Genomic DNA, 20,143 nt, shown 5'->3' on the forward strand with positions numbered 1-20,143 from the left:
TAAAAAAGTGTTCATGAAGGATAACCAAGTCTTCTTTTATAATCATGGTTCGGAGTTAGACGGTTTCATAATGCCTTATCATCAACAGTGGAGAGCCATTCGTCTATCACCTTCACAACGGACTGTACAGTACCGTCAACAAACGGGGATTTCAGATTCGCGGATTCAACGAGATCAAGGAAGGACTTGCTGCCTCCAAGTTGGCACAGATTCAAATAATCCTCCCAAGCCGTTTCATCTTTTTCAGTCGACCTTTTCCAGAATTGGAAAGCACAAATCTGGGCCAATGTATAGTCGATATAATAAAAAGGTGATTGATAAATGTGGCTTTGCCGCTGCCAATACCCGCCATTCTCCAAGAATTCATTTCCTTCATAATCGCGATGCGGCAAATATTCCATCTCGATTTTACGCCAAGCCTGCTTTCTTTCAACGGGGGAGGCATTAGGATTTTCATAGACAAAATGCTGAAACTCATCAACCGCTACCCCATACGGGAGGAATATGAGGGCACCGCTTAAATGGGAAAACTTATATTTTTCCGTATCTTCCTTGAAAAATAGCTCCATCCATGGCCAAGTTAAAAATTCCATGCTCATCGAATGGATTTCACATGCTTCATATGTAGGCCAATAATACTCAGGTATGTCAAGATCACGGCTGCGATAAACTTGGAATGCATGACCTGCCTCATGTGTCAAAACATCAATATCCCCGGAAGTACCATTGAAATTAGAAAAGATGAATGGAGCTTTATAGTCTTCTATAAAAGTACAGTAGCCACCGCTTTCCTTTCCTTTTTTCGCCACAAGGTCCATCAGGTCATTATCAATCATATAGTTGAAAAACTGATTCGTTTCAGGCGATAGTTCCTGGTACATCCTTTTCCCATTTTCGATGATCCACTCAGCATCGCCTTTTGGAATGGCATTACCCGTTCTGAAATGAAAATTCTCATCATAATAGTTCAGGTTCTCCAATTCAAGACGTTCCCGCTGCCGTTCCTTCAGCCGGGTGACAAGCGGTACCACTTCCTCTTTCACCTGCTTGCGGAATGCAGCAACCATATCAGCGTCATAATCAGTCCTTGTCATTCGATAATACCCAAGTTCCACGAAATTCCCATAACCCAGCGCTGTTGAAATACCATTCCTCACCTTGACAAGTTCATCGAATATACGATCCAATTCCTCCTGCTTTTCTTCAAAGAAACCGTAATATGCCTCACTTGCATTTTTCCTTAACTCACGGTCCGAGGACTCCATAAAAGGCTGAAGCTGCGCAAGTGTTAATTCTTTTCCATCAAAGTGAATTTTTGCAGAGGCAATTAATTGTGAATACTCACTTGATAATTTATTTTCTTTTTGCAGCTGTGGTATGATTTCGGGCGAAAAGGTTTTGAGTTGGGCCTCTGCCAGGTCAAATAGTTGAGTTCCCCATTTCTCCTCAAGCTCCTTACGGAATTTCGAGCGAACGAGTTCATTGTAAAATTTCGAGGTCAATTCTTCCATTTCAGGGGAGAAGTCATCTAAGTAATCATTCTCCGCTTTATAAAAAACATCATTGGTATCTATGGAATGCCGGATATAGACCAAATTAAACATCGTACCTACATAATTTCGAATTCCGTTAATTTCTTCCATGGCTTTTATTTGTGCATCGGCATTTGCAGCCTCCGTAAACTTTTCCAAAGCTTTCATGAACCGGGTTTTAATTTCATCCATTTCAGGACGTTTATATTGATACTCATTAAATTTCATATGTAGGCTCCTTTTCGAATATAAAACATTTTTTATAAACCATAGTGACATTATCCAACCGAATTCGTTTCCAAGAAACATTGACAATTATCACGGTTATCGTAATGTAATTTAATTCGCCACAGCGTTATTAAAAACCTTTTTATGTCGCTAAAACAAATTCATGTTTTATCAGACATAAAAAACCAGCACCTGTAGTCAAATCCAGGTGCTGGTTCTTTAGCTAATTTTGAGCGGAGTACCCAATCTTTTTAAGCAATTCAATCACGGTCGCCTTTTCCTCTTGCGTAAGTACACTCATGATATCATCAATTCTTTTTTCATGCTCAGGAAATACGCCTTCAATAAAGGCCTTTCCTTTGTCGGTTATCTTTGCAAAGGTTACACGGCGATCCTCTTTACATGCTATGCGCTGCAGATATTCCTTCTGTTCAAGTTTATCCACGACATAGGTAATGCTGCCGCTGGCTAGCAGGATTTTTCCGCCTATTTGCTGAAGAGGCTGATCCCCTTTATGATAAAGCAATTCCAGTACTGCAAACTCAGTTGGATTCAAACCCTCTTCAGCTATATGTTTATTAACTACATCATTAATGGATCGATGAGCTCTAGACATCACAATGAACAGTTTCAAAGACTGTTGGATGTTATTATTCTCCATAACTTCACAACCTTAAAAATTTTTAATTAAAATATCTTGAATTAAAAGTTATTATATGACATAAAGGATTTTTTGTCAATCTGCCCTGTTAGTATGCACTATTGTTTAATCAATCATTTTGATATACTTGAAAAAAAAAGCTAAAGTAGTGACAAACATGAAAACGAGGCATAAATTCACCACATATCTACTTATTGTTATTTTACCATTAATTTTTCTCTCTATCATTTATTGGATGCATTTAGAACGTTCCCTTCTAAAAGAAAGACAGGAACAAGCTGAATGGGCGGGAACGGTTTATCAAGAATACATAGATCAAGTTATAAGGGAAACGAAGGAAAACCTTGAGCTGCTTAGCCTTAGCAGTTCCGTGCTTTATATGGATGACAAAAAAACCGAACTTCTAATGAAATGGATCAAAGATACAGATTCCCGGTATGCCGGAGTATATTGGCTAAATCGCGACGGTGTTTCCATTTCGGGTACGAATAAGAATTTCCATCATTACTATTTAATTGAACAAAATGATATGGAACGTGCAGTAAAAACTAAAAAAGCAGTTGTTGCAGGAACAAATGAGCTTTATAACGCTCATTTTAATTATTTTTCCATTTTTGCTCCCATACTGGATCAAGATAAAAAAGTGCAAGGGTTTTTATTGGCACATATCAGGCTGGATCATATGGAAAAAATATTAAAAATGCTCAGCCCTGGTCATTCCTTTATATTGGAAACACAGGACAAAACCCGAATTTTAGATATAAATGCCGAGGGATTCAATGGACATTCAACATGGGTGGATGTTCCTTTGACCGAAGTCGATTGGACACTGTCCGTCAAAGTGCCCGACAAGATTGGCACAAATAACATGAATGTTTTTTTAATGCTTGTCTTTTTCACTTTCTTTATTACTCACATGATTTATATCATCATGGAGGAACTGATCGTTCGCAGGCATGACAAAAAACAAAAATCACTAAACGATAGCCAAAAAATAGATTTTGTCGGTACATTGGCTGCAAGTACTGCACATGAAATAAAAAACCCACTTACTGGCATAAAGGGGCTAGTGCAGTTACTGGTTGAAAAACACCCTGAGGAGCAAGATCAGTTCTATTACTCTGTCATCATGAAGGAAATTGAACGGATCAATAGCATCGTCAGCGAGTTTTTGATTTTAGGGAAGCCAATGATACAAACTTTATCCTTATATGATATTCGCAGTATCATTGCTGAATTGAGACCAATAATAGAATCAGAAGCACGTCACTTCAATATTGAAGTGGAATGGAATATCATAAAGGAGCCAATCCTGGTTCATTGTACAAAGGACCAACTCAAACAAGTCATTCTCAACATTGCCAAAAACGGTTTCGAGGCCATGGAAGTTGGGAAAAAGTTAAGGATTCGAATTCACCATGAAAATGATCGGGCTAAAATCATGATCATCGATAACGGGCAAGGACTGAATGTAAAAGATATAGGGAAAGTGTTCGATCCCTTCTATACATCGAAGAAAGAAGGAACGGGATTGGGGCTATTTGTGTGTAAACGAATCATTGAATCTTTTAACGGCACCATCGAGTTTTCAAGTAAACCTCTGGTAGGTACAACCGTTACAATCAGCTTGCCGCATATAAAAGACCAAACTTAGCAATACTTTGAAAAGTTTTCGATTTCTTCATGAAGACTAGTGACGATCCCGATTTAGTTAAAGGTGTCATGCATACGGTGCATGCTTCTTGAATCTATTTATGGAATAGGTAAAAATCTTAATCAGGAAGAAGGATATATACAGATGGGAAGTATCGCTGCCATTAAAACAAAACCGCAAAAACAAGATATGACTCTGAAAATCATGATCATCATAGGCATATGCCATTTAATGAATGATTCTCTTCAGGCCGTCGTACCGGCCATGTTCCCAATCCTCGAAAAATCAATGTCGCTTACGTATACACAGCTTGGAATGATTGCATTCTGCCTGAATATCGTCTCCTCGCTCCTGCAACCGGCAGTTGGTTTCTATACGGATAAAAAACCATTTCCATATGCATTGCCCATTGGGTTGACCAGTACCTTAATAGGTGTCATCATTCTCGCAATTGCCCCAAACTATACCATTATCCTTGGTGCAGTCATCCTGATGGGTTTAGGGTCGGCCATATTCCACCCGGAAGGCTCCAGGGTCGCCTACATGGCAGGCGGACCGAAGAGAGGCCTGGCACAATCCATTTATCAGGTCGGCGGGAATAGCGGGCAGGCACTTGCCCCGCTCATCACAGCCATCGTACTTGTTCCATTTGGTCAAAAGGGCGCACTCTGGTTTGCCCTGGTTGCCTTAATGGCCGTTATCCTATTGCTGTATATCGCCAATTGGTATTCCCAAAAATTAGTTCACTTCCAGCCTAAAAAGCTTGCTGCAAAAATAATCAATAAAGAGCGGTCCCACAAAGTGGCCAAAGCCCTGGTATTGATTTTATTCATAATCTTTGCCCGTTCCTGGTATGTATCGTGCATGACGAACTTTTATAGTTTTTATTTGATCGATCAGTATTCATTCACGATAAAAGCCGCACAATTTTTCCTATTTGCCTTTTTGGCAGCTGGTGCTGTAGGTACATTTTTCGGAGGCCCGCTTGCTGATAGATTCGGACGTAAAAACATCATTTTCTTTTCTTTCGCTGCCAGCATACCAATAACCGCACTTTTACCATTCGTACCTCCTACAGCCGCTTTTATCTTATTATTGATAGCGGGATTCATTATAATGAGCAGTTTTTCCGTCACGGTAATATACGCACAGGAATTGGTCCCGGGAAAAGTCGGTACGATGGCAGGCTTGACCGTAGGTTTAGCCTTCGGAATGGGTGCCATTGGATCCGTTTCATTGGGAGCCATTGCAGATATAATTGGAATTGAATCCATGATTAAACTAGTGGGATTCCTGCCATTACTGGGAATCATCAGCATATTGCTACCGTCTGATCTAACATTGAAAAAATGGTATGCAGAAGATTGATGCAAAATGGTTTTTTCCAGGAACATATTCTTTATGTCTAAATACAATGAATTATTGTTTCACCCAAAAATTCGCAAAGAAGTAACGATAAGTACCTTATAAAGGAGAAATTTATGAGTGGAGTTTTATTAGGAAGCATCCTATCTGCTATGTCTACAGGGTTTGGTGCGTTACCGATCTTGTTCATTCAAGGTTCAATCACACATCGATTCAGAGACACGCTACTGGCATTTACCGCTGGGATCATGATGGCTGCTTCGTTATTGAGCCTGATCCCGGAGTCTCTGGCCACCGGAGGGTATATTCAGCTGGTAATTGGGGTTTTTCTCGGGGTAATGACATTAACGATCATGGAACAAAACATTCCTCATATCGATCTCAGCCATACGAAAAGTGGTATTCAGTTCGATGAAAAGGCCTTGCTCATCATCACTGCCATTACACTCCATAATATTCCTGAGGGGCTTTCTGTCGGGGTCAGTTATGCCTCTGATACAGCTGATACAGGTAACTTGATCGCTTTTGCCATCGGCCTGCAAAATGCTCCGGAAGGCTTACTGGTCGCCTTGTTTTTAATTAATCAAAAAATCGGTAAACTCACAGCATTCCTGATTGCAACCTTAACCGGCACCATCGAAATAATTACAGGCTTACTTGGTTATTATTTAACCTCTTACATTGGGTTCCTGGTTCCATACGGCCTAGCTTTCGCCGCCGGGGCCATGCTTTTCATCGTTTATAAGGAACTGATTCCCGAAAGCCATGGGGATGGTAATGAACGCACTTCCACCTATTCCTTCATTATCGGCCTTTTGTTCATGGTCATATTATTGGAAATTTTATAATTGCGGTACTTCCATGGCTGGCTCCATCAAGTGAGTCAGCTCTTACTTTTTATTTATCCGTTTAATCCATTTAAGACTTATAAACCAATCCGATGCACGAAGGACACCTTCTGGTGACCTCCCCTCGATATATACCCCAAATCCAAAGGAAATTCAAAAGATATATTCTTGTTTATATAAGTCTTTCTTTATTTGTTTTCAGATATGATTCATTTCACCAGAAATCACACAAAGTTGATTGTCTCTTGCCTGCTAATATAAAAAGTCATGGGCATTCATTTCCTTCTAAAAGGAAATGTCTTCATTAAAGGGCTGCTGTACAATAACAACCATTTCATCTCGCTTATTTCTCACTTCCACTGATGAATGATGTTGAAGGATCAGATACTCATTTATAAGTTTGTCAAGCTGCTCACTTTGGCGAAGGGTATACTCATGGCCAAGTCCATACATTTTCGCCAACTCCATCATTTCCCAACGCTTCATTCGAATCTCAGAACAAATTTCCGTTGCACACCTAGAATTCATAACTACATTCACTACTCCTGCCCTTTTAAAGTTACATTATCATAAAGAAGTATTACAAAATATGCCTTATATGTAAATAGATTCGCAAAAAAAGACAAAACTTCTTAAATTGCGATATGGCTTGGTCCATCAGCAGACAGGATATGACGGAAATTCCTAAGCATAAGCATCTATATTGATCAAGAAGATTTCATATGAAGACAGCTCCGAAAATCGCTTTGAAAGATTCCCCTATTTGGATGCTATTATTAGTTTTCGCTTATTCGAGCAAATAACTTCTCAATGATTTAAAAGCAGGACAGCTCCTTAATTGAAGCAAAAATATTTATCATTGTCACAACCCTCATTTGTAATCCCATGATGATAATAATGATGGAACAAAAAAAGGAATCCGATAAAGGATCCCTAATGGAATATCCATGCTTTCCGTTAACTTAAGAAAGGTATAAGGCATCCCCTTCTACATTACTCGAATGGCAAATAAATATGAAAGCTTGTCCCTTTTCCCACTTCACTTTCCACTTCTATATAGCCATTGTGTTCTTCAATGATTTTATAGCTGACCATGAGCCCCAGCCCTGTTCCCCTATCCTTCGTCGTATAAAATGGTTCCCCCAATTTTTTTAGCATTTCCGTTGAAATCCCCATGCCTTTATCAGTAATTGAAATGCAAACGTATTTCTCTGAAAATCGGCTTGTTTTAATATGAACAGATCCGCCATCCGGCATGACTTCCAATGCATTTTTGATGATATTAATGAACACTTGCTTTAACTGGTTCGCCTCACATAAAACCTTACATTCATCTTCTTCAAAGTTTGTCTCGAATTGAATATTTTCCAACAGTGCCTGAGCGGCCAGTAATTCCAGTGTCTCTCTCAATATGGTATGAACATCCTGTTTGAAAATTTTTAGCGCCTGCGGCTTTGCCAGTACCAAAAATTCCGTGATAATGGTTTCGATTCGTTTAATTTCGGATGTAATCACATGAAAATATGTGGAAAACTCCCCTTTAACACCATCCTCAAGCAACTGGATAAAACCTTTTAATGCTGTCATTGGATTCCTGATTTCGTGAGCAATGCCCGCCGCCAATTCACCAACGACATTCAAAGTATCCGATTTACGGATTTGTTCCTGCATTTCGAGATTTTTACTCACATCACGGAAAATGCTTAAATTCAGGTTCGAATATAAATTTTTCCTCGTCAAAAATTCAATATGCTTAACTCTTCCATCTTCGAATGTTATCGGAATGATGGAGGAGTATACCTCATGCTTATAAACATTTTCAATGTGAGAGTTCAAGTCTGGAGCATTTTCAGGAATTTTTTCGATGAACCCCTTAACAGATAAAGAAAGCAGTTTGCGCTTCGAAATCTCCAATATTTTCTGACCCGCTTCATTAATATCCGTGAACCCTTCATGATTCCATAAAATCAGGCCGTCTAATGTGCCCTCAAAAATCTTCCTGAACTTCTTCTCACTATCCCTTAATTCCTTCTCAATCAGCCAGCGCTCACTGACATTTCGAAAGATCGTTACGTTATATCCGTCACCTTCATGTTTTTTTGCAGTCAATTCTAGCAATTTAATTTGGTTATTAGGCATTTTATAGATCAGCTCACCCCGCACCTGGGTGTCTCTTTCAAACGTTTCCATCATTTGGACGAAATGGTGATTATTGCTGTATACGTATTTCCAGATATAACTGCCAATCAGATCCTCCCTGCTGGATTCGAATATTTTACATGCTGAATGATTGACCCGAAAAATGATCCCGTCATCATTCCAGAATATGATTGCATCCATGGACTGGTCGAATAATTCCGCAAAAATCCGTTCGCTCGTCTCTAACTTTTTTTCTATTATATTTGATTCTGTAATTCTTCGAAGCACAGACATATATAGTTCATTTCCTACCGTTGAACTTATCGAAAAAGTGAAATGAAGCAGTTCATCCCCGACCTTTATCTCTACCTCCCCTTTATAGTTCGACTCATCAAAGGCTCTTTGTATGCTCTCATCCCAATATCCCCTATAATCTGGGGAGATGAGGCCCCTCATATTCTTACCGACAATCTCTTTTTTCGGAATGCCCAAGGCATGGATAAAGGCATGGTTCACTTCCATTATTATTCCTGAACTGTCGAATAGAACGATGCTTTCTATGGCTGTGTCGAAAATGTCCAAAAACATCTGTCTTGACATCCCTGTTTCCCTTGACGAAGAAACATCCAATGTCACATCCCCCAAACGATAGAACTGCTGTCCTTCGGAAAGAGATCCCATTCGTATAAACTCTATTTGCTTAAGGGCTCCGGTATGTAGCTGGATAATTTGCCTTTCACTTTCGTTCGAGGTTTTTAGGGTGCTTGACACTTCCTGGTTATTTAAAGGGATGACATCGAGAAAATCAGTTATCCTCATGGACTCCAGTTGATCTTTAGGTGTTTCCAGCAGGGCACAAGCGGCATCATTGGCATAAGTGAGACGCAGTTCCTCATCAACCCTGATATAAGGCTCTGACATTGAATCGAACATATTCAGAAACCCTTCGATCTGTTTATTCAATTTTATAATTTCCTGTTTATATTCCGTTTCATTCTCATAACCGATATTCATATTAACCCCCCTCATCAAAACCCATACCTACCCAACTTTATTCGACATCCATCTTGATTTTCCTCGGTATTTTTCGAAAATCGGCACAAACACCTTTATCCAAAATTAACCTATATATCAAATGATAGTATATTGAATGCTGAAAAAATTAGCGTTAAGCTTAATTTAAGGTTTTTATAATAAATTTAATAAATAATGATTTAGTACAAGGTATTTAGGGAATAAGAAATAACAATGCTTTCTAGCTACCTTAAAATTTATTAAATGGAGGCAATAATGAAACAACGTGATTTTTTCTTCGATAACGCCAAGTTCATTCTCATGGCATTTGTCGTCTTTGGTCATTTGCTGAATACGTATATACATGACAGTGAAACGATATATGCTTTATATAAAACCATTTATTCCTTTCATATGCCTGCCTTTATCCTTGTTTCAGGATTCTTTGCGAAAGGTTTTTATCAAAAAGGGTATTTGGGTAAAATTACTAAAAAGCTAATTTTACCCTACATCATTTTCCAATTGATATATACCGTTTACTATTATTTCTTATATGAACGTTCTGCCATCACTGTAGACCTGCTTGACCCCCAATGGTCGCTATGGTTCTTGATCAGTTTATTCTGCTGGAACATCATGCTGCTTGGTTTCTCAAAGCTAAAGCCACCAGTAGGCATAGGTTTATCTTTAATAATCGCATTATTGATTGGTTATATAGACAATATTTCCAATTACCTTAGTCTCTCCAGAACATTCGTTTTTTTCCCGATGTTTTTGATCGGATACCATTTAAGCAAGGAACATTTAAAAAAACTATTCACTCCCAAAGTTCGTTTGGCATCACTTATTGTCATGTTAGTGATTTTTATCGGTTTTTATTTTAATACCGATATTAATTATAAATGGCTGCTCGGTTCGAAACCATATGCCGAACTTGAAGATGCGACAATCGTGTCCATGTTTAAACGACTGGGATTTTATGGATTGAGCATCATTTCAGTGTTCAGCTTCCTTTCGTTCATCCCACGCAGACAATATTTCTTTACGAATTGGGGGAAACAAACCCTTTATGTGTATCTGCTGCATGGTTTTTTCATACGGTTCTTCCGCGAAAGCACCATACAAGAATACTTCAGCAATACAGAGAGCTTTATCATGCTCGCCGGACTCTCTTTCTTGATTACCGTGTTATTATCAAGTGAAATGATCGCTTCCATGGCACAGCCGATCATCGAATTGAAGGCGACCAAAACAAAACGATTCATGACTAAAACGAAAGACTATATTAAACAAGCTTTTTAAATAAAACGGATGAAGCATTTTCTGCTTTATCCGTTTTTTTAAATTCGATTTCTTGTCCGACTTTCAAGCAGAAAAGATTCCCCTTCAATACCATAACTCATTTTTCAAATGGAGCACGCTATGGTAAAATTACTCGTTAGTGCTTGTTGGCTTAAAAAGACATGTACACGAAAGGAGCCAGGCGTTTCTTTTACGCCCTTTAACATGAATATAATAATCAGTACTCTTAACGCAAAATATATCCATACATCGCTATCCATCCGATATTTAAAAGCATACGCCCAGCCTGATTATGATGTACAGCTGGCAGAATATACGATAAAAGATCCAATTATGAACATAGTTGGTGACCTTCATTCCAAAAAACCTGATGTCATAGGGTTCAGCTGCTATATTTGGAACATCGAGGAAACAATGAAAGTCGTAGCCATGCTTAAAAAAATCAACCCGGAATTGGTCATCATTCTCGGCGGACCTGAAGTCACCTATGATGTTGGGGAATGGCTTGATCAGATTCCCGGAGCTGATTTCATCGTAATCGGTGAAGGTGAAGTCACCTTCAAGGCACTTTTATCTGAAATTGAAGGTTCGAATGACTATAAGAAGATCGGCGGCATTGCGTACCGACAGGATGGAAAAAAAATCATCCAGCCTCAGAACGGCAAGGTTGATTTAAAATCCCTCCCTTCTCCATATCGTTTGGAGGAAGACCGCGGCGACCTATCTAAACGTGTTACCTATATCGAAACTAGCCGAGGTTGCCCGTTCAGCTGCCAGTTTTGCCTTTCATCGATTGAAGTGGGTGTCAGGTATTTTGATCGTGAAAAGATTAAAGAAGATATCAGGTACCTTATGGCTAATGGTGCAAAGACCATTAAGTTCGTTGACCGAACCTTCAATATCAGCCGAAGCTATGCCATGGAGATGTTTCAATTCTTAATCGATGAGCATCTTCCCGGTGTGGTTTTCCAGTTCGAGATCACGGCGGACATCATGCGTCCGGAAGTTATCCAGTTCTTGAACGACAATGCCCCTGCAGGACTGTTCCGCTTTGAAATAGGGGTACAATCGACGAATGATCATACGAATGATCTAGTAATGAGAAGGCAGAATTTCGAAAAACTGACCAGGACCGTAACCATGGTAAAAGATGGTCAGAAAATTGATCAGCATTTAGACCTTATTGCCGGTTTACCGGAAGAAGATTATCATTCTTTCCGAAAGACCTTCAATGATGTTTTCGAGCTTAGACCCGAAGAGATGCAACTTGGTTTCTTAAAGATGCTTCGTGGAACCGGCTTACGGATACGAGCCGATGAACACCAATATATATACAGCGAACATGCTCCTTATGAAATATTGGGGAATAATGTTTTATCCTTCGATGACATTGTCCGCATTAAACAAGTTGAAGATGTACTTGAAAAATACTGGAACGATCATAGGATGGATCATACTACGGAATATCTTGTCAAAACGGTATTTCAATCACCGTTCGACTTCTTTCAAGATTTCGGTACCTATTGGGATGAACAAGGGTGGTCACGAATCGGCCATCAGCTTGAAGACTTGTTCAGACGTTTACAGCAGTTTTTGGCTTCCCGGGAATCTGCCGAACTGAAAAACATTATCGGACTCATGAAATTGGATTATTTCATGAATCAAAAATATAAACCACGTAAACCTTGGTGGGAAGCTTCATTAGATAAAAGTGGTCGGAAAGAGATATATGAATATATTCTCAATAAGCCTGAACAGCTTGGTTCCTCTTTCACCGCTTTGGCCCTAAATGAAAAAGAAATACACAAACACACGTTGCTCGAGGCACTTCCCTTTGATTTGGAAACGTATTTAGCCGAGGGAACAATCGTCGATAAACCTTCATTCATGCTTGCCTATTTTGATCCGAGTGGTAAGGGATCAACGATTTTCCCTCTTTCAAAATCAGGCAGCATCATGCTTTAATAAAAAAGACGGACCCAAGGCTGGGTCCGTCCTTTTTTACTTATCACTTTCACGTTTTTTATTTTCTTTTGCCAAAATTTCATAAATCTTAGTTGCGTTCATATCCCCGCTGAATTCGATTCCAAATTCAGTTCGTACATGTTCACCCATCTTTTCCCCGCTGTTCCGTTTTTCTTTATCCATTACTTCTTCCTTTTCTGCCTTGCTTTGAATTGCGGTTGGCACCTTTCATTGCATTTTCCTCCATTGCGAACTCATTGGAAAATTCATTTTCAGCTTGATTTCTTTTTGGCGTTTTACTTGCTTTGACAGCTCCATCCACATTGGCTTTCCGTTTCATTTTCATCCACCCTTTTTAATATAGTTTACCTTATAGAATGGGGTAAACATGCCGGAAATTATTCAGGGATAATATAGGGACAGACGAGAAAAATAACCGTAAAACGAAAAGGGAGACACTACATGAAAAAGAAATTGGATTCACCAATTATCGACGATACACAACCACACCAAATTAACGCACCAAGCTATAAAGGGACCGGCATAAAACCACAGGCTCCATTCGTCAATGATTATGGAGTCGTCATTGGCGACAGTAAATATGCCTCTGATAACTCACCACTCGAAAACTGGAGCGAAGATATAGACCCGGAAATCATGGCTGGAGACGAATGGATACACCCCACCAACGATATAGGCTGGAATTCAACTGAAAACCGTGAACTGTTAGAGTCTAAAAAAGCGCCGCAGCCGCCTTTCATGCATCCAGATAAAGATGTTAGCACTGATACGGATTGAGGCGTGCTTTCTTTAGGTTCAAATGAACTAAGTGAAATCCAATAAGGGGTGCATCATACACCCCTTATTCTCATTTAACCTGCAAAATCAACTTCCCTTTCGTTTGACGGGCGTTCATTTCCTCATGAACGGCTGCTGCCTTTTCAATTGGGTAGATGCCCCCGATAGTTAACTTAAGCTCCCCAGACGCAACGTATGCAAAAAGGTCTTGAATGCTAGGCAACAGCAAGTCCGGGTGTTTCATGATCTGTGGCAGGAAAAAACCCACGACGGATTGATTACGCCTCATTAATTGCTGCGGGTTCATCGTATAAGGCTTACGGCTTGCATTACCAAAAACAACAAGACGTCCAAAGGGAGCCAAACATTTCAACGTTTTATTGAAAATATCCCCTCCAGCCATTTCCAGCGCGACATCTACTCCCTTTCCTCCCGTGACCTCACGGACTTTCATTTCCCATCCTTCTTGCGTGTAATCAATAAGTTCATCTGCCCCCATTTCTTTAGCCAGTTCCAACTTTTCCACTGTGCTGGCGGTGGCAATCACTTTTCCAGCCCCGAAGATTTTGGCTAACTGTACGGCAATCGTTCCCACTCCCCCAGCAGCAGCATGGACCAAAACCGTTTCCCCCTGTTGCATGCGTCCCATTGTCTTAAGAATATGATAGGCGCTCAGACCTTGGAGGGGCAAGGCAACAGCTTCGTGGAACTGAATGGCATCGGGAAGCGGAATGGCCAAGAATTCATCAGAAAGGGCATATTCTGAATATCCACCAGATTCAATTAAGCTGACTACCCTTGTACCAGGTTTGATTTTGGTCACCTTTCCACCAACTTCCACCACTACGCCAGCCACTTCCGCACCTGGAATGAACGGAAGCGGCGTAGGCACTACATATTGCCCTTCCCTTCTGGCTGTATCTGCATAATTGACGCCTACACAATCGATTTCAATCAGAACTTCATGCCCTGTTGGCACAGGTCTTTCCATTTCAGTCAATTTCAGTACTTCCGGTCCGCCGTATTCTTCAAAATGAATTGCTTTCATCTTTATCCCTCCCTTAGTTTCCTGTAAATTCCGGCTTTCTTTTTTCTTTGAATGCTGCAACCCCCTCCTGATGATCTTCCGTGGAAGCCATCAAGGTTTGCGTTATACGTTCCTGTTCCAGAATTTCAGCAAGTGTAGCCGTAAATGAATGGCTGACGAGCTTTTTCATCATCCCATATGCTTTTGTCGGTCCATTTGCCAGTTTTACCGCAAGCTTCAATGATTCCTCTTCAAGTTGATTGAGTGGATATAAATAATTAATGACCCCCAGCTGATATAAGCGTTCCGCAGAAATTGGCTCGGCCGAAAAGAAGAGTTGCTTTGCAAGGTGGGGCCCGACTAATTTAGGTAAAAAATACGAACCCCCTCCATCAGAGATCAGGCCTACCTGTGAAAAACTCATGGCAAATTGACTATCATCGGAAGCCACGATCAGGTCACAGGCGAGTGCCAAATTGAATCCGGCACCAGCAGCAAATCCATGGACGGCAGCGATTACCGGAACCTCGGAAGCATCCAGAGCCAATATGCATTCATTCATTCTGCCAACATGATCATACAATTGACCTGCAGAGGCCTGCCCCATTGACTTGACGTCGCCTCCTGCAGTGAATGACCTTCCCGCCCCTTTGATGATGACTGCCCTTATATGCGGTGTTTGTTTTACATCCTTAATCTCTTTCGTTAAGCTTGCAATCATATCCGGACTAAATGCATTCAAGCTTTCAGGGCGATTCAAAGTCAGGATCATTACATTATCGATTACTTCTTTCAATAAGTGTTCTTTTAACATTTACCCATCCCCTTTTTCTATTTGATCAACCAGCCGCCATCCACCAATAAGTCCGTCCCAGTCATATAGGAAGCCTCCGGGGAAGCAGCAAAGGTAATGACATTACTTATTTCCTCCGCTTTCCCCACTCTTTCCAGTGCCGTGTTCCGTTGAATGGACTTTACGAATTTTTCATTTTGCAGACCATCTTCCGTCAATGGCGTTTCAATGAATCCCGGTGATACGGAATTGACCCGAATGCCGACTGCAGCGAGTTCCAGTGCCAAAGATTTCGTTAAACTGATGACGCCGGCTTTAGCAGAGCTGTAATGGGGGATGAACGCTCCTGCCTGATGTCCTGACAGTGAAGCCACATTGACGATTGCCCGATTGCTGGAACCTTCATTTCCGCTGCTGGCCCCTTCTACCATCAATTTCCCCAAATACTTGGAAACTAGAAAGACACTTTTCAAATTGACATGTTGAATCATATCCCAATCAGCTGCGGATGTATCCAGGAGCTTCGAGGACTTTGAACCACCTGCGTTATTGATTAAAATGTGAAGGTCACGATATTGTTCCTTCACATACTTGGCCAGCCCCATTACTTCTTCCTCGACGGTAACATCTGCAGGGAAAATATCAGCAGCTGGAATCGGGTGCCTGGCATTGATTTCTGCAGCTGCTTCCTCCAGCTTTCCTTTCGTCCGCCCTACCAACAACACTTTTGCCCCTTCGTCGGACAAGCGCATCGCCGTAGCTTTCCCAATACCAGAGCCTGCACCTGTCACCACCGCTATTGACTGCGAAAACCGCATCCCCTTCACTCCTTATCTGTATTTTTGAACAACGCTACGTTTCCTGCCTTTTCAATTCCGCTTCAATCCTTCCATCCACCAACTCTGGGACAAGATCCAACGAACCTTTTCGCGCCGCCAATTCCAAATCGGCGCTCAAACTATGTTTGTCAAACAACTGTCCGACATACGATGATTTCAGGATATTAAAGGCATTTTCGCTATTCGTGCGATAAAGCGCATTGGCAGCCTTTGCTGCATCGTTGAGTATGAACGTACCTTGTGATCCAGCAATCAGGCAATCTATCAAATGGCCTGCACCGTAAAAGTCTTCCAGACTGAATTCACCTGAATTCCCCGAACAAACGATGAGGATCGTTTCTGTTTTATGATATTTTTTTATTTTTTCCGCAACAGACGGATTATTCAACAAAGAAGCAATATAAACCCTTTTGGCAGCGGCTGAATTCCTCAACGCGACCGTTCCATTAGTAGTGGACAATATTAAAGTTTTGCCGCGTACCAACTTACTCAATAGCGTCGGACTTGGATACATTAAATCATCAACCGGCTTTGCTTTTAGTTCTCCTGCCACTACAAAATCCCCATGGTCCAAGTCCTGGCTTTTCACCAAGGCATCCAGTGGATCCATGACAGGTATCACCTGGCGTGCTCCATCATGAAGTGCTGAAATAATCGTTGTGGTCGCTAATAACACATCCAGGATGACCGCAACTTTCTCCCCTTCTTGAAGCTTTTCCACATCTATCTCTTCTTTTTTTAGTAGTAAATGAATGTTTTGAATATATTCCATTTTATTAAACTTCCTTCGCAGCTACATTTGCAGCATGAGTGAGTAAGCTTTTCACCGTTTTTCCAAGATTGGAAAAACGGGGATCATCAGTCTGGCCTTTTTTATATCGATAATAGATTTGCTGAAGGATGACAGCCAACTTAAAATAACCAAAGGTTAAATAAAAATCGACGTTGGTAACATCCCTGCCACTTCTTGCTGCATACGTCTCGATAAATTCCCTACGAGTCAGGAAACCAGTTAAAGTCGTGACGGACGCTTGACCCACACCGATTTTGATAAGTTCCGGGTCACCGCTTTCCGCCCAGTAGCTTAATGCCACTCCTAGATCGGCTAGCGGATCACCAACGGTGGACATTTCCCAATCAAATAAACCAACCATCTCTGTAAGGTCCTGATTGAACATGGCATTATTGATCTTATAGTCATAATGGATTATTGAAGTCTGGCTATACTTCGGGATATTCTGTTGAAAATAATTAATAAGCGGACGAATTTCCTTGATTTCATCAGTCTTTGCTCTCTCATAGCGGGAAATCCATCCGTGTACTTGTCTTTCAATGAACCCTTCAGGTTTGGATATTTCGACCAAACCCGTTTTCTCATAGGGAATCGAGTGAAGATCAGCAAGCCGATTCACCATCACATATGAAAGCTGTCGGCACTTTTCAACAGTAGGATCGATTCCTTTGGGAAATTCAGTATCTATTACAATTCCATGTTTCCTTTCCATTAGGAAAAAAGGGGCCCCCGCAACCGATTCATCATCCGAGAACAGAATAGGCTCGGGAGCTGCTTGGAAATATGGGTTGATTGAGGAAAGGATATGATGTTCACGCTTCATATCATGTGCCTTTGGAGCAACAGGGCCAAGCGGCGGCCTTCTGAGCACAGCCTCCCACTCACCAACTTTCAGCTGATAGGTCAAATTGGAATAGCCCATAGAAAATTGTTGTAATTCCAACGGTTCATTTGGAAGGTCCAATACATTTTTTCTTAGGAAACCTTCTAACGCACCAATATTCAATTCCTCGCCGGGCCGAACAGGAATCGTATCGTCAACCATGTTCTTCCACTCCTTTAGACTTTGTCATTCTAATTATGAACAAGATGTGAAATGAGCTTTTCTTTAATAAATTCAGGAATAGGTTCACTTTTTTGTTTCAAAAAATTAAAACAGACTAAAACTGCACTTCCTTTAGCAATCACTTCCCCAGTTTGTGAACAGAGGATATCATGGACCATATCAAAGCTTTTCGTACCTACCTTTGTCAAAGATGTACGAATGGTCAAGAGTTGATTGAAATATCCTTGAGCAATAAAGTCGCATTTAGTGGAGGCTAACAAAAAATTCCAAGATTCTACATTTGTCGCTAGGCCTAAAGCTTCAAAAAATTTCATGCGTGCTTCTTCGAGGTATACGAAATAGCTTGTGTTATTGATGTGGCCCAAAGCGTCCGTTTCGGAAAAACGGACGTTGACTTCCATTTCATGCATAAGACCCCTCCTTGATTAACGATGTACGAAAGCAGGTTTACGTTTATCCAAGAAAGCGGAAACCCCTTCTTTAACATCTTCAGTTTGGAAGATTTCTTCAAAAAGATTCGCTTCAATCTCTAGACCTTGTTCAAGTGTTGCCTCACTTCCTTCATTAATCGCCTTCTTGATTCTCGAAAGTGCCTGAAGTGAGTGCCTTGTCATTCGTGAGGCCAAGATTTTCGCTTCCGATAAGCCGCAGCCTTGCTCAACGACTTTATTGACAAGCCCGATCTTTTCCGCTTCCGCGGCACCAAGCGGATCACCGGTAAATATAATCTCTTTTGCCTTTGCATTACCTACAAGTCTTGACAAACGCTGTGTACCGCCAGCCCCAGGGAATAAGCCTAATTTCACTTCCGGCAGTCCGATTTGAACTTGTGTTTTAGCCACTCGCAAATCACAGGCCAGTGCCAGTTCGCATCCGCCGCCCAAGGTCAAGCCATTTAATACAGCTATCGTAGGTTTAGGAAACTGTTCGATTTTAGTTAGGACAGCATGACTTTCCTTTACCATTTCTTTTATATTCGGGTTCCCCATCATGCTAGGGAATTCTTTTATATCAGCGCCGGCCGCAAATGCGATATTGCCTGCACCGGTTATTAGTACCCCAACAGTTTCAGTATCTTTTGAAAGTTCATCGAAAGTTTCTCCCAATTCTCTGAATACTTGTTTGCTGATTACATTTAATGGAGGATTATCGATGGTGATGACCGCAAGCTTATTTTCCTTAACCACTTTAATTAATTTCGTCATCAATTCTTCACTCCTTCGTTTTGATAATCATACCAGCCTTTTCCTGTTTTCCTGCCTAAATGTCCTTTATTCACCTTTTCTTCTATACAAGCATTTGGCCTGTCTTCTGGATTTCCCGTTTCATTGAAACGCTGCTGCATGACAAAATATCCCACATCAATACCTGATAGATCCATCAGTTCAAAAGGACCAATTGGATGGCCTAAAGCTTTCCTGCAAATCAAATCGATATCCTTATAGTCAACAATTCCTTCTTCATACAAATATAAGGCCTCACGCTGCAACGCTCCCAAAATTCGGTTGGCTACGAATCCCGATATCTCTTTCCTCAACAAAACTCCTGTCCTATTCATATTCTCTGTGACTTCCATTGCAAGCTTCGCTGTTTCCTCGGATGTTTGGTCACTCATTACAACCTCAACACAATCCATTACTAGAGGCGGGAAAAAGAAATGCATATTAATGAACTTATCCGGACGATTCGTCACACTCGCAATCAGGCTATTGACAATCGTTGAACTATTCGTGGCAAAGATGGTTTCTGCTGGGGCCAGTTCCTCAAGTTTGGCGAAAACCTCCTGCTTCACATCAAGTTTTTCAATTACCGCTTCAATGATCAAATCAGCTCCACTGGCCGCTTTCTCAAGATCGGTGGTATATTGAAGACGACTAAAAGCAGCCAATTTACGATCTTCAGTCAATTTTCCTTTTTGGACCCATTTAGTCAAAATGACTTCCAATTTTTCTTTGGCTGCATTCAACGCGTTTTCATGAACATCCTGAAGAATCGTTTCGTAACCTCCTAGTGCAGCAAGCATCGCAATTTGATGCCCCATCTGCCCAGCCCCAATAACGGTAATTGATTGAATTTGCTTGTTGGCCATGCCTTCTATCTCCCTTCGACTAACCGGTTA

Annotated in this window: 20 protein-coding genes; 6 read left to right on the forward strand and 14 right to left on the reverse strand. The window is 40.9% G+C overall.

Going from position 1 to position 20,143, the window contains the following annotated elements; all coding sequences use genetic code 11:
- Window positions 1-65 precede the first annotated feature (65 nt).
- Both J7I90_RS05140 and J7I90_RS05145 read right to left on the reverse strand, forming a co-directional pair.
- Window positions 66-1,760, reverse strand: coding sequence for a M3 family oligoendopeptidase (locus J7I90_RS05140; protein WP_214768775.1), 1,695 nt, complete (start codon window positions 1,758-1,760; stop codon window positions 66-68).
- Window positions 1,761-1,983: 223 nt separating this feature from the next.
- Window positions 1,984-2,421 carry a MarR family winged helix-turn-helix transcriptional regulator gene (locus J7I90_RS05145; RefSeq protein WP_214768777.1) on the reverse strand — a complete coding sequence of 146 codons (438 nt, stop codon included), beginning with the start codon at window positions 2,419-2,421 and terminating at the stop codon, window positions 1,984-1,986.
- A gap of 235 nt (window positions 2,422-2,656) precedes the next feature.
- On the opposite strand from J7I90_RS05145, the gene J7I90_RS05150 reads away from it, so the two are divergent.
- The 3 genes from J7I90_RS05150 (at window position 2,657) to J7I90_RS05160 (ending at window position 6,288) form a co-directional block, all read left to right on the forward strand.
- A complete protein-coding gene (locus J7I90_RS05150) occupies window positions 2,657-4,075 on the forward strand; it encodes an ATP-binding protein (protein ID WP_214768779.1) in 1,419 nt (472 codons plus the stop codon).
- Between the two features lie 144 nt (window positions 4,076-4,219).
- The gene (locus J7I90_RS05155) at window positions 4,220-5,443 is read left to right on the forward strand and encodes an MFS transporter (protein WP_214770078.1); all 1,224 of its coding nucleotides are present in this window, start codon (window positions 4,220-4,222) and stop codon (window positions 5,441-5,443) included.
- 113 nt (window positions 5,444-5,556) lie between these two features.
- The gene (locus J7I90_RS05160) at window positions 5,557-6,288 is read left to right on the forward strand and encodes a ZIP family metal transporter (protein WP_034314151.1); all 732 of its coding nucleotides are present in this window, start codon (window positions 5,557-5,559) and stop codon (window positions 6,286-6,288) included.
- 285 nt (window positions 6,289-6,573) lie between these two features.
- On the opposite strand, the gene J7I90_RS05165 is transcribed toward J7I90_RS05160, so the two are convergent.
- Together J7I90_RS05165 and J7I90_RS05170 are read right to left on the reverse strand one after the other, a co-directional pair.
- On the reverse strand, window positions 6,574-6,816 hold the full coding sequence (locus tag J7I90_RS05165) for an aspartyl-phosphate phosphatase Spo0E family protein (RefSeq protein ID WP_034314155.1): 243 nt from the start codon (window positions 6,814-6,816) through the stop codon (window positions 6,574-6,576).
- A gap of 465 nt (window positions 6,817-7,281) precedes the next feature.
- Window positions 7,282-9,441 carry a PAS domain S-box protein gene (locus tag J7I90_RS05170; RefSeq protein ID WP_214768781.1) on the reverse strand — a complete coding sequence of 720 codons (2,160 nt, stop codon included), beginning with the start codon at window positions 9,439-9,441 and terminating at the stop codon, window positions 7,282-7,284.
- A 276-nt stretch (window positions 9,442-9,717) separates the two neighbouring features.
- Between J7I90_RS05170 and J7I90_RS05175 the strand changes: the two genes are divergently transcribed.
- A complete protein-coding gene (locus tag J7I90_RS05175; protein WP_214768783.1) occupies window positions 9,718-10,743 on the forward strand; it encodes an acyltransferase family protein in 1,026 nt (341 codons plus the stop codon).
- A gap of 204 nt (window positions 10,744-10,947) precedes the next feature.
- The gene (locus tag J7I90_RS05180) at window positions 10,948-12,708 is read left to right on the forward strand and encodes a B12-binding domain-containing radical SAM protein (protein ID WP_095391730.1); all 1,761 of its coding nucleotides are present in this window, start codon (window positions 10,948-10,950) and stop codon (window positions 12,706-12,708) included.
- Between the two features lie 36 nt (window positions 12,709-12,744).
- Here the strand turns inward: J7I90_RS05180 and J7I90_RS05185 are convergent, their stop codons facing one another.
- Together J7I90_RS05185 and J7I90_RS05190 are read right to left on the reverse strand one after the other, a co-directional pair.
- Window positions 12,745-12,891, reverse strand: coding sequence for a hypothetical protein (locus J7I90_RS05185; protein ID WP_164468810.1), 147 nt, complete (start codon window positions 12,889-12,891; stop codon window positions 12,745-12,747).
- The gene (locus J7I90_RS05190; RefSeq protein WP_057278994.1) at window positions 12,884-13,048 is read right to left on the reverse strand and encodes a hypothetical protein; all 165 of its coding nucleotides are present in this window, start codon (window positions 13,046-13,048) and stop codon (window positions 12,884-12,886) included. The genes J7I90_RS05185 and J7I90_RS05190 overlap by 8 nt, the downstream gene beginning before the upstream one ends.
- Window positions 13,049-13,170: 122 nt before the next feature.
- Here J7I90_RS05190 and J7I90_RS05195 point away from each other — a divergent pair, with 122 nt between their 5' ends.
- The gene (locus J7I90_RS05195; RefSeq protein WP_214768785.1) at window positions 13,171-13,506 is read left to right on the forward strand and encodes a DUF3905 domain-containing protein; all 336 of its coding nucleotides are present in this window, start codon (window positions 13,171-13,173) and stop codon (window positions 13,504-13,506) included.
- Window positions 13,507-13,576: 70 nt separating this feature from the next.
- Here J7I90_RS05195 and J7I90_RS05200 read toward each other — a convergent pair whose 3' ends face one another.
- The 8 genes from J7I90_RS05200 to J7I90_RS05235 are packed head-to-tail and all read right to left on the reverse strand — an operon-like array spanning window position 13,577 to window position 20,113.
- Window positions 13,577-14,554 (reverse strand): quinone oxidoreductase family protein, encoded by a 978-nt coding sequence (locus tag J7I90_RS05200; RefSeq protein ID WP_214768787.1) that lies wholly within the window; start codon window positions 14,552-14,554, stop codon window positions 13,577-13,579.
- Between the two features lie 13 nt (window positions 14,555-14,567).
- Complete coding sequence (locus J7I90_RS05205; protein ID WP_214768788.1) at window positions 14,568-15,347, reverse strand: enoyl-CoA hydratase/isomerase family protein; 780 nt, start codon at window positions 15,345-15,347, stop codon at window positions 14,568-14,570.
- Between the two features lie 17 nt (window positions 15,348-15,364).
- Window positions 15,365-16,144 carry an SDR family NAD(P)-dependent oxidoreductase gene (locus J7I90_RS05210; protein ID WP_214768790.1) on the reverse strand — a complete coding sequence of 260 codons (780 nt, stop codon included), beginning with the start codon at window positions 16,142-16,144 and terminating at the stop codon, window positions 15,365-15,367.
- 34 nt (window positions 16,145-16,178) lie between these two features.
- Complete coding sequence (locus J7I90_RS05215; RefSeq protein WP_251025101.1) at window positions 16,179-16,937, reverse strand: 2-phosphosulfolactate phosphatase; 759 nt, start codon at window positions 16,935-16,937, stop codon at window positions 16,179-16,181.
- A gap of 4 nt (window positions 16,938-16,941) precedes the next feature.
- Window positions 16,942-18,003 (reverse strand): phosphotransferase family protein, encoded by a 1,062-nt coding sequence (locus J7I90_RS05220; RefSeq protein WP_214768792.1) that lies wholly within the window; start codon window positions 18,001-18,003, stop codon window positions 16,942-16,944.
- Window positions 18,004-18,032: 29 nt separating this feature from the next.
- Window positions 18,033-18,434 carry an acyl-CoA thioesterase gene (locus J7I90_RS05225; protein WP_214768794.1) on the reverse strand — a complete coding sequence of 134 codons (402 nt, stop codon included), beginning with the start codon at window positions 18,432-18,434 and terminating at the stop codon, window positions 18,033-18,035.
- Window positions 18,435-18,449: 15 nt separating this feature from the next.
- A complete protein-coding gene (locus J7I90_RS05230) occupies window positions 18,450-19,229 on the reverse strand; it encodes an enoyl-CoA hydratase/isomerase family protein (RefSeq protein WP_214768796.1) in 780 nt (259 codons plus the stop codon).
- Window positions 19,229-20,113 carry a 3-hydroxyacyl-CoA dehydrogenase family protein gene (locus tag J7I90_RS05235; protein WP_214768798.1) on the reverse strand — a complete coding sequence of 295 codons (885 nt, stop codon included), beginning with the start codon at window positions 20,111-20,113 and terminating at the stop codon, window positions 19,229-19,231. Before J7I90_RS05235 ends, J7I90_RS05230 begins: the two co-directional genes overlap by 1 nt.
- Window positions 20,114-20,143: the final 30 nt, after the last annotated feature.

It is taken from the genome of Bacillus sp. ISL-57, assembly GCF_018613135.1.
GTDB lineage: Bacteria > Bacillota > Bacilli > Bacillales > DSM-1321 > Peribacillus > Peribacillus frigoritolerans.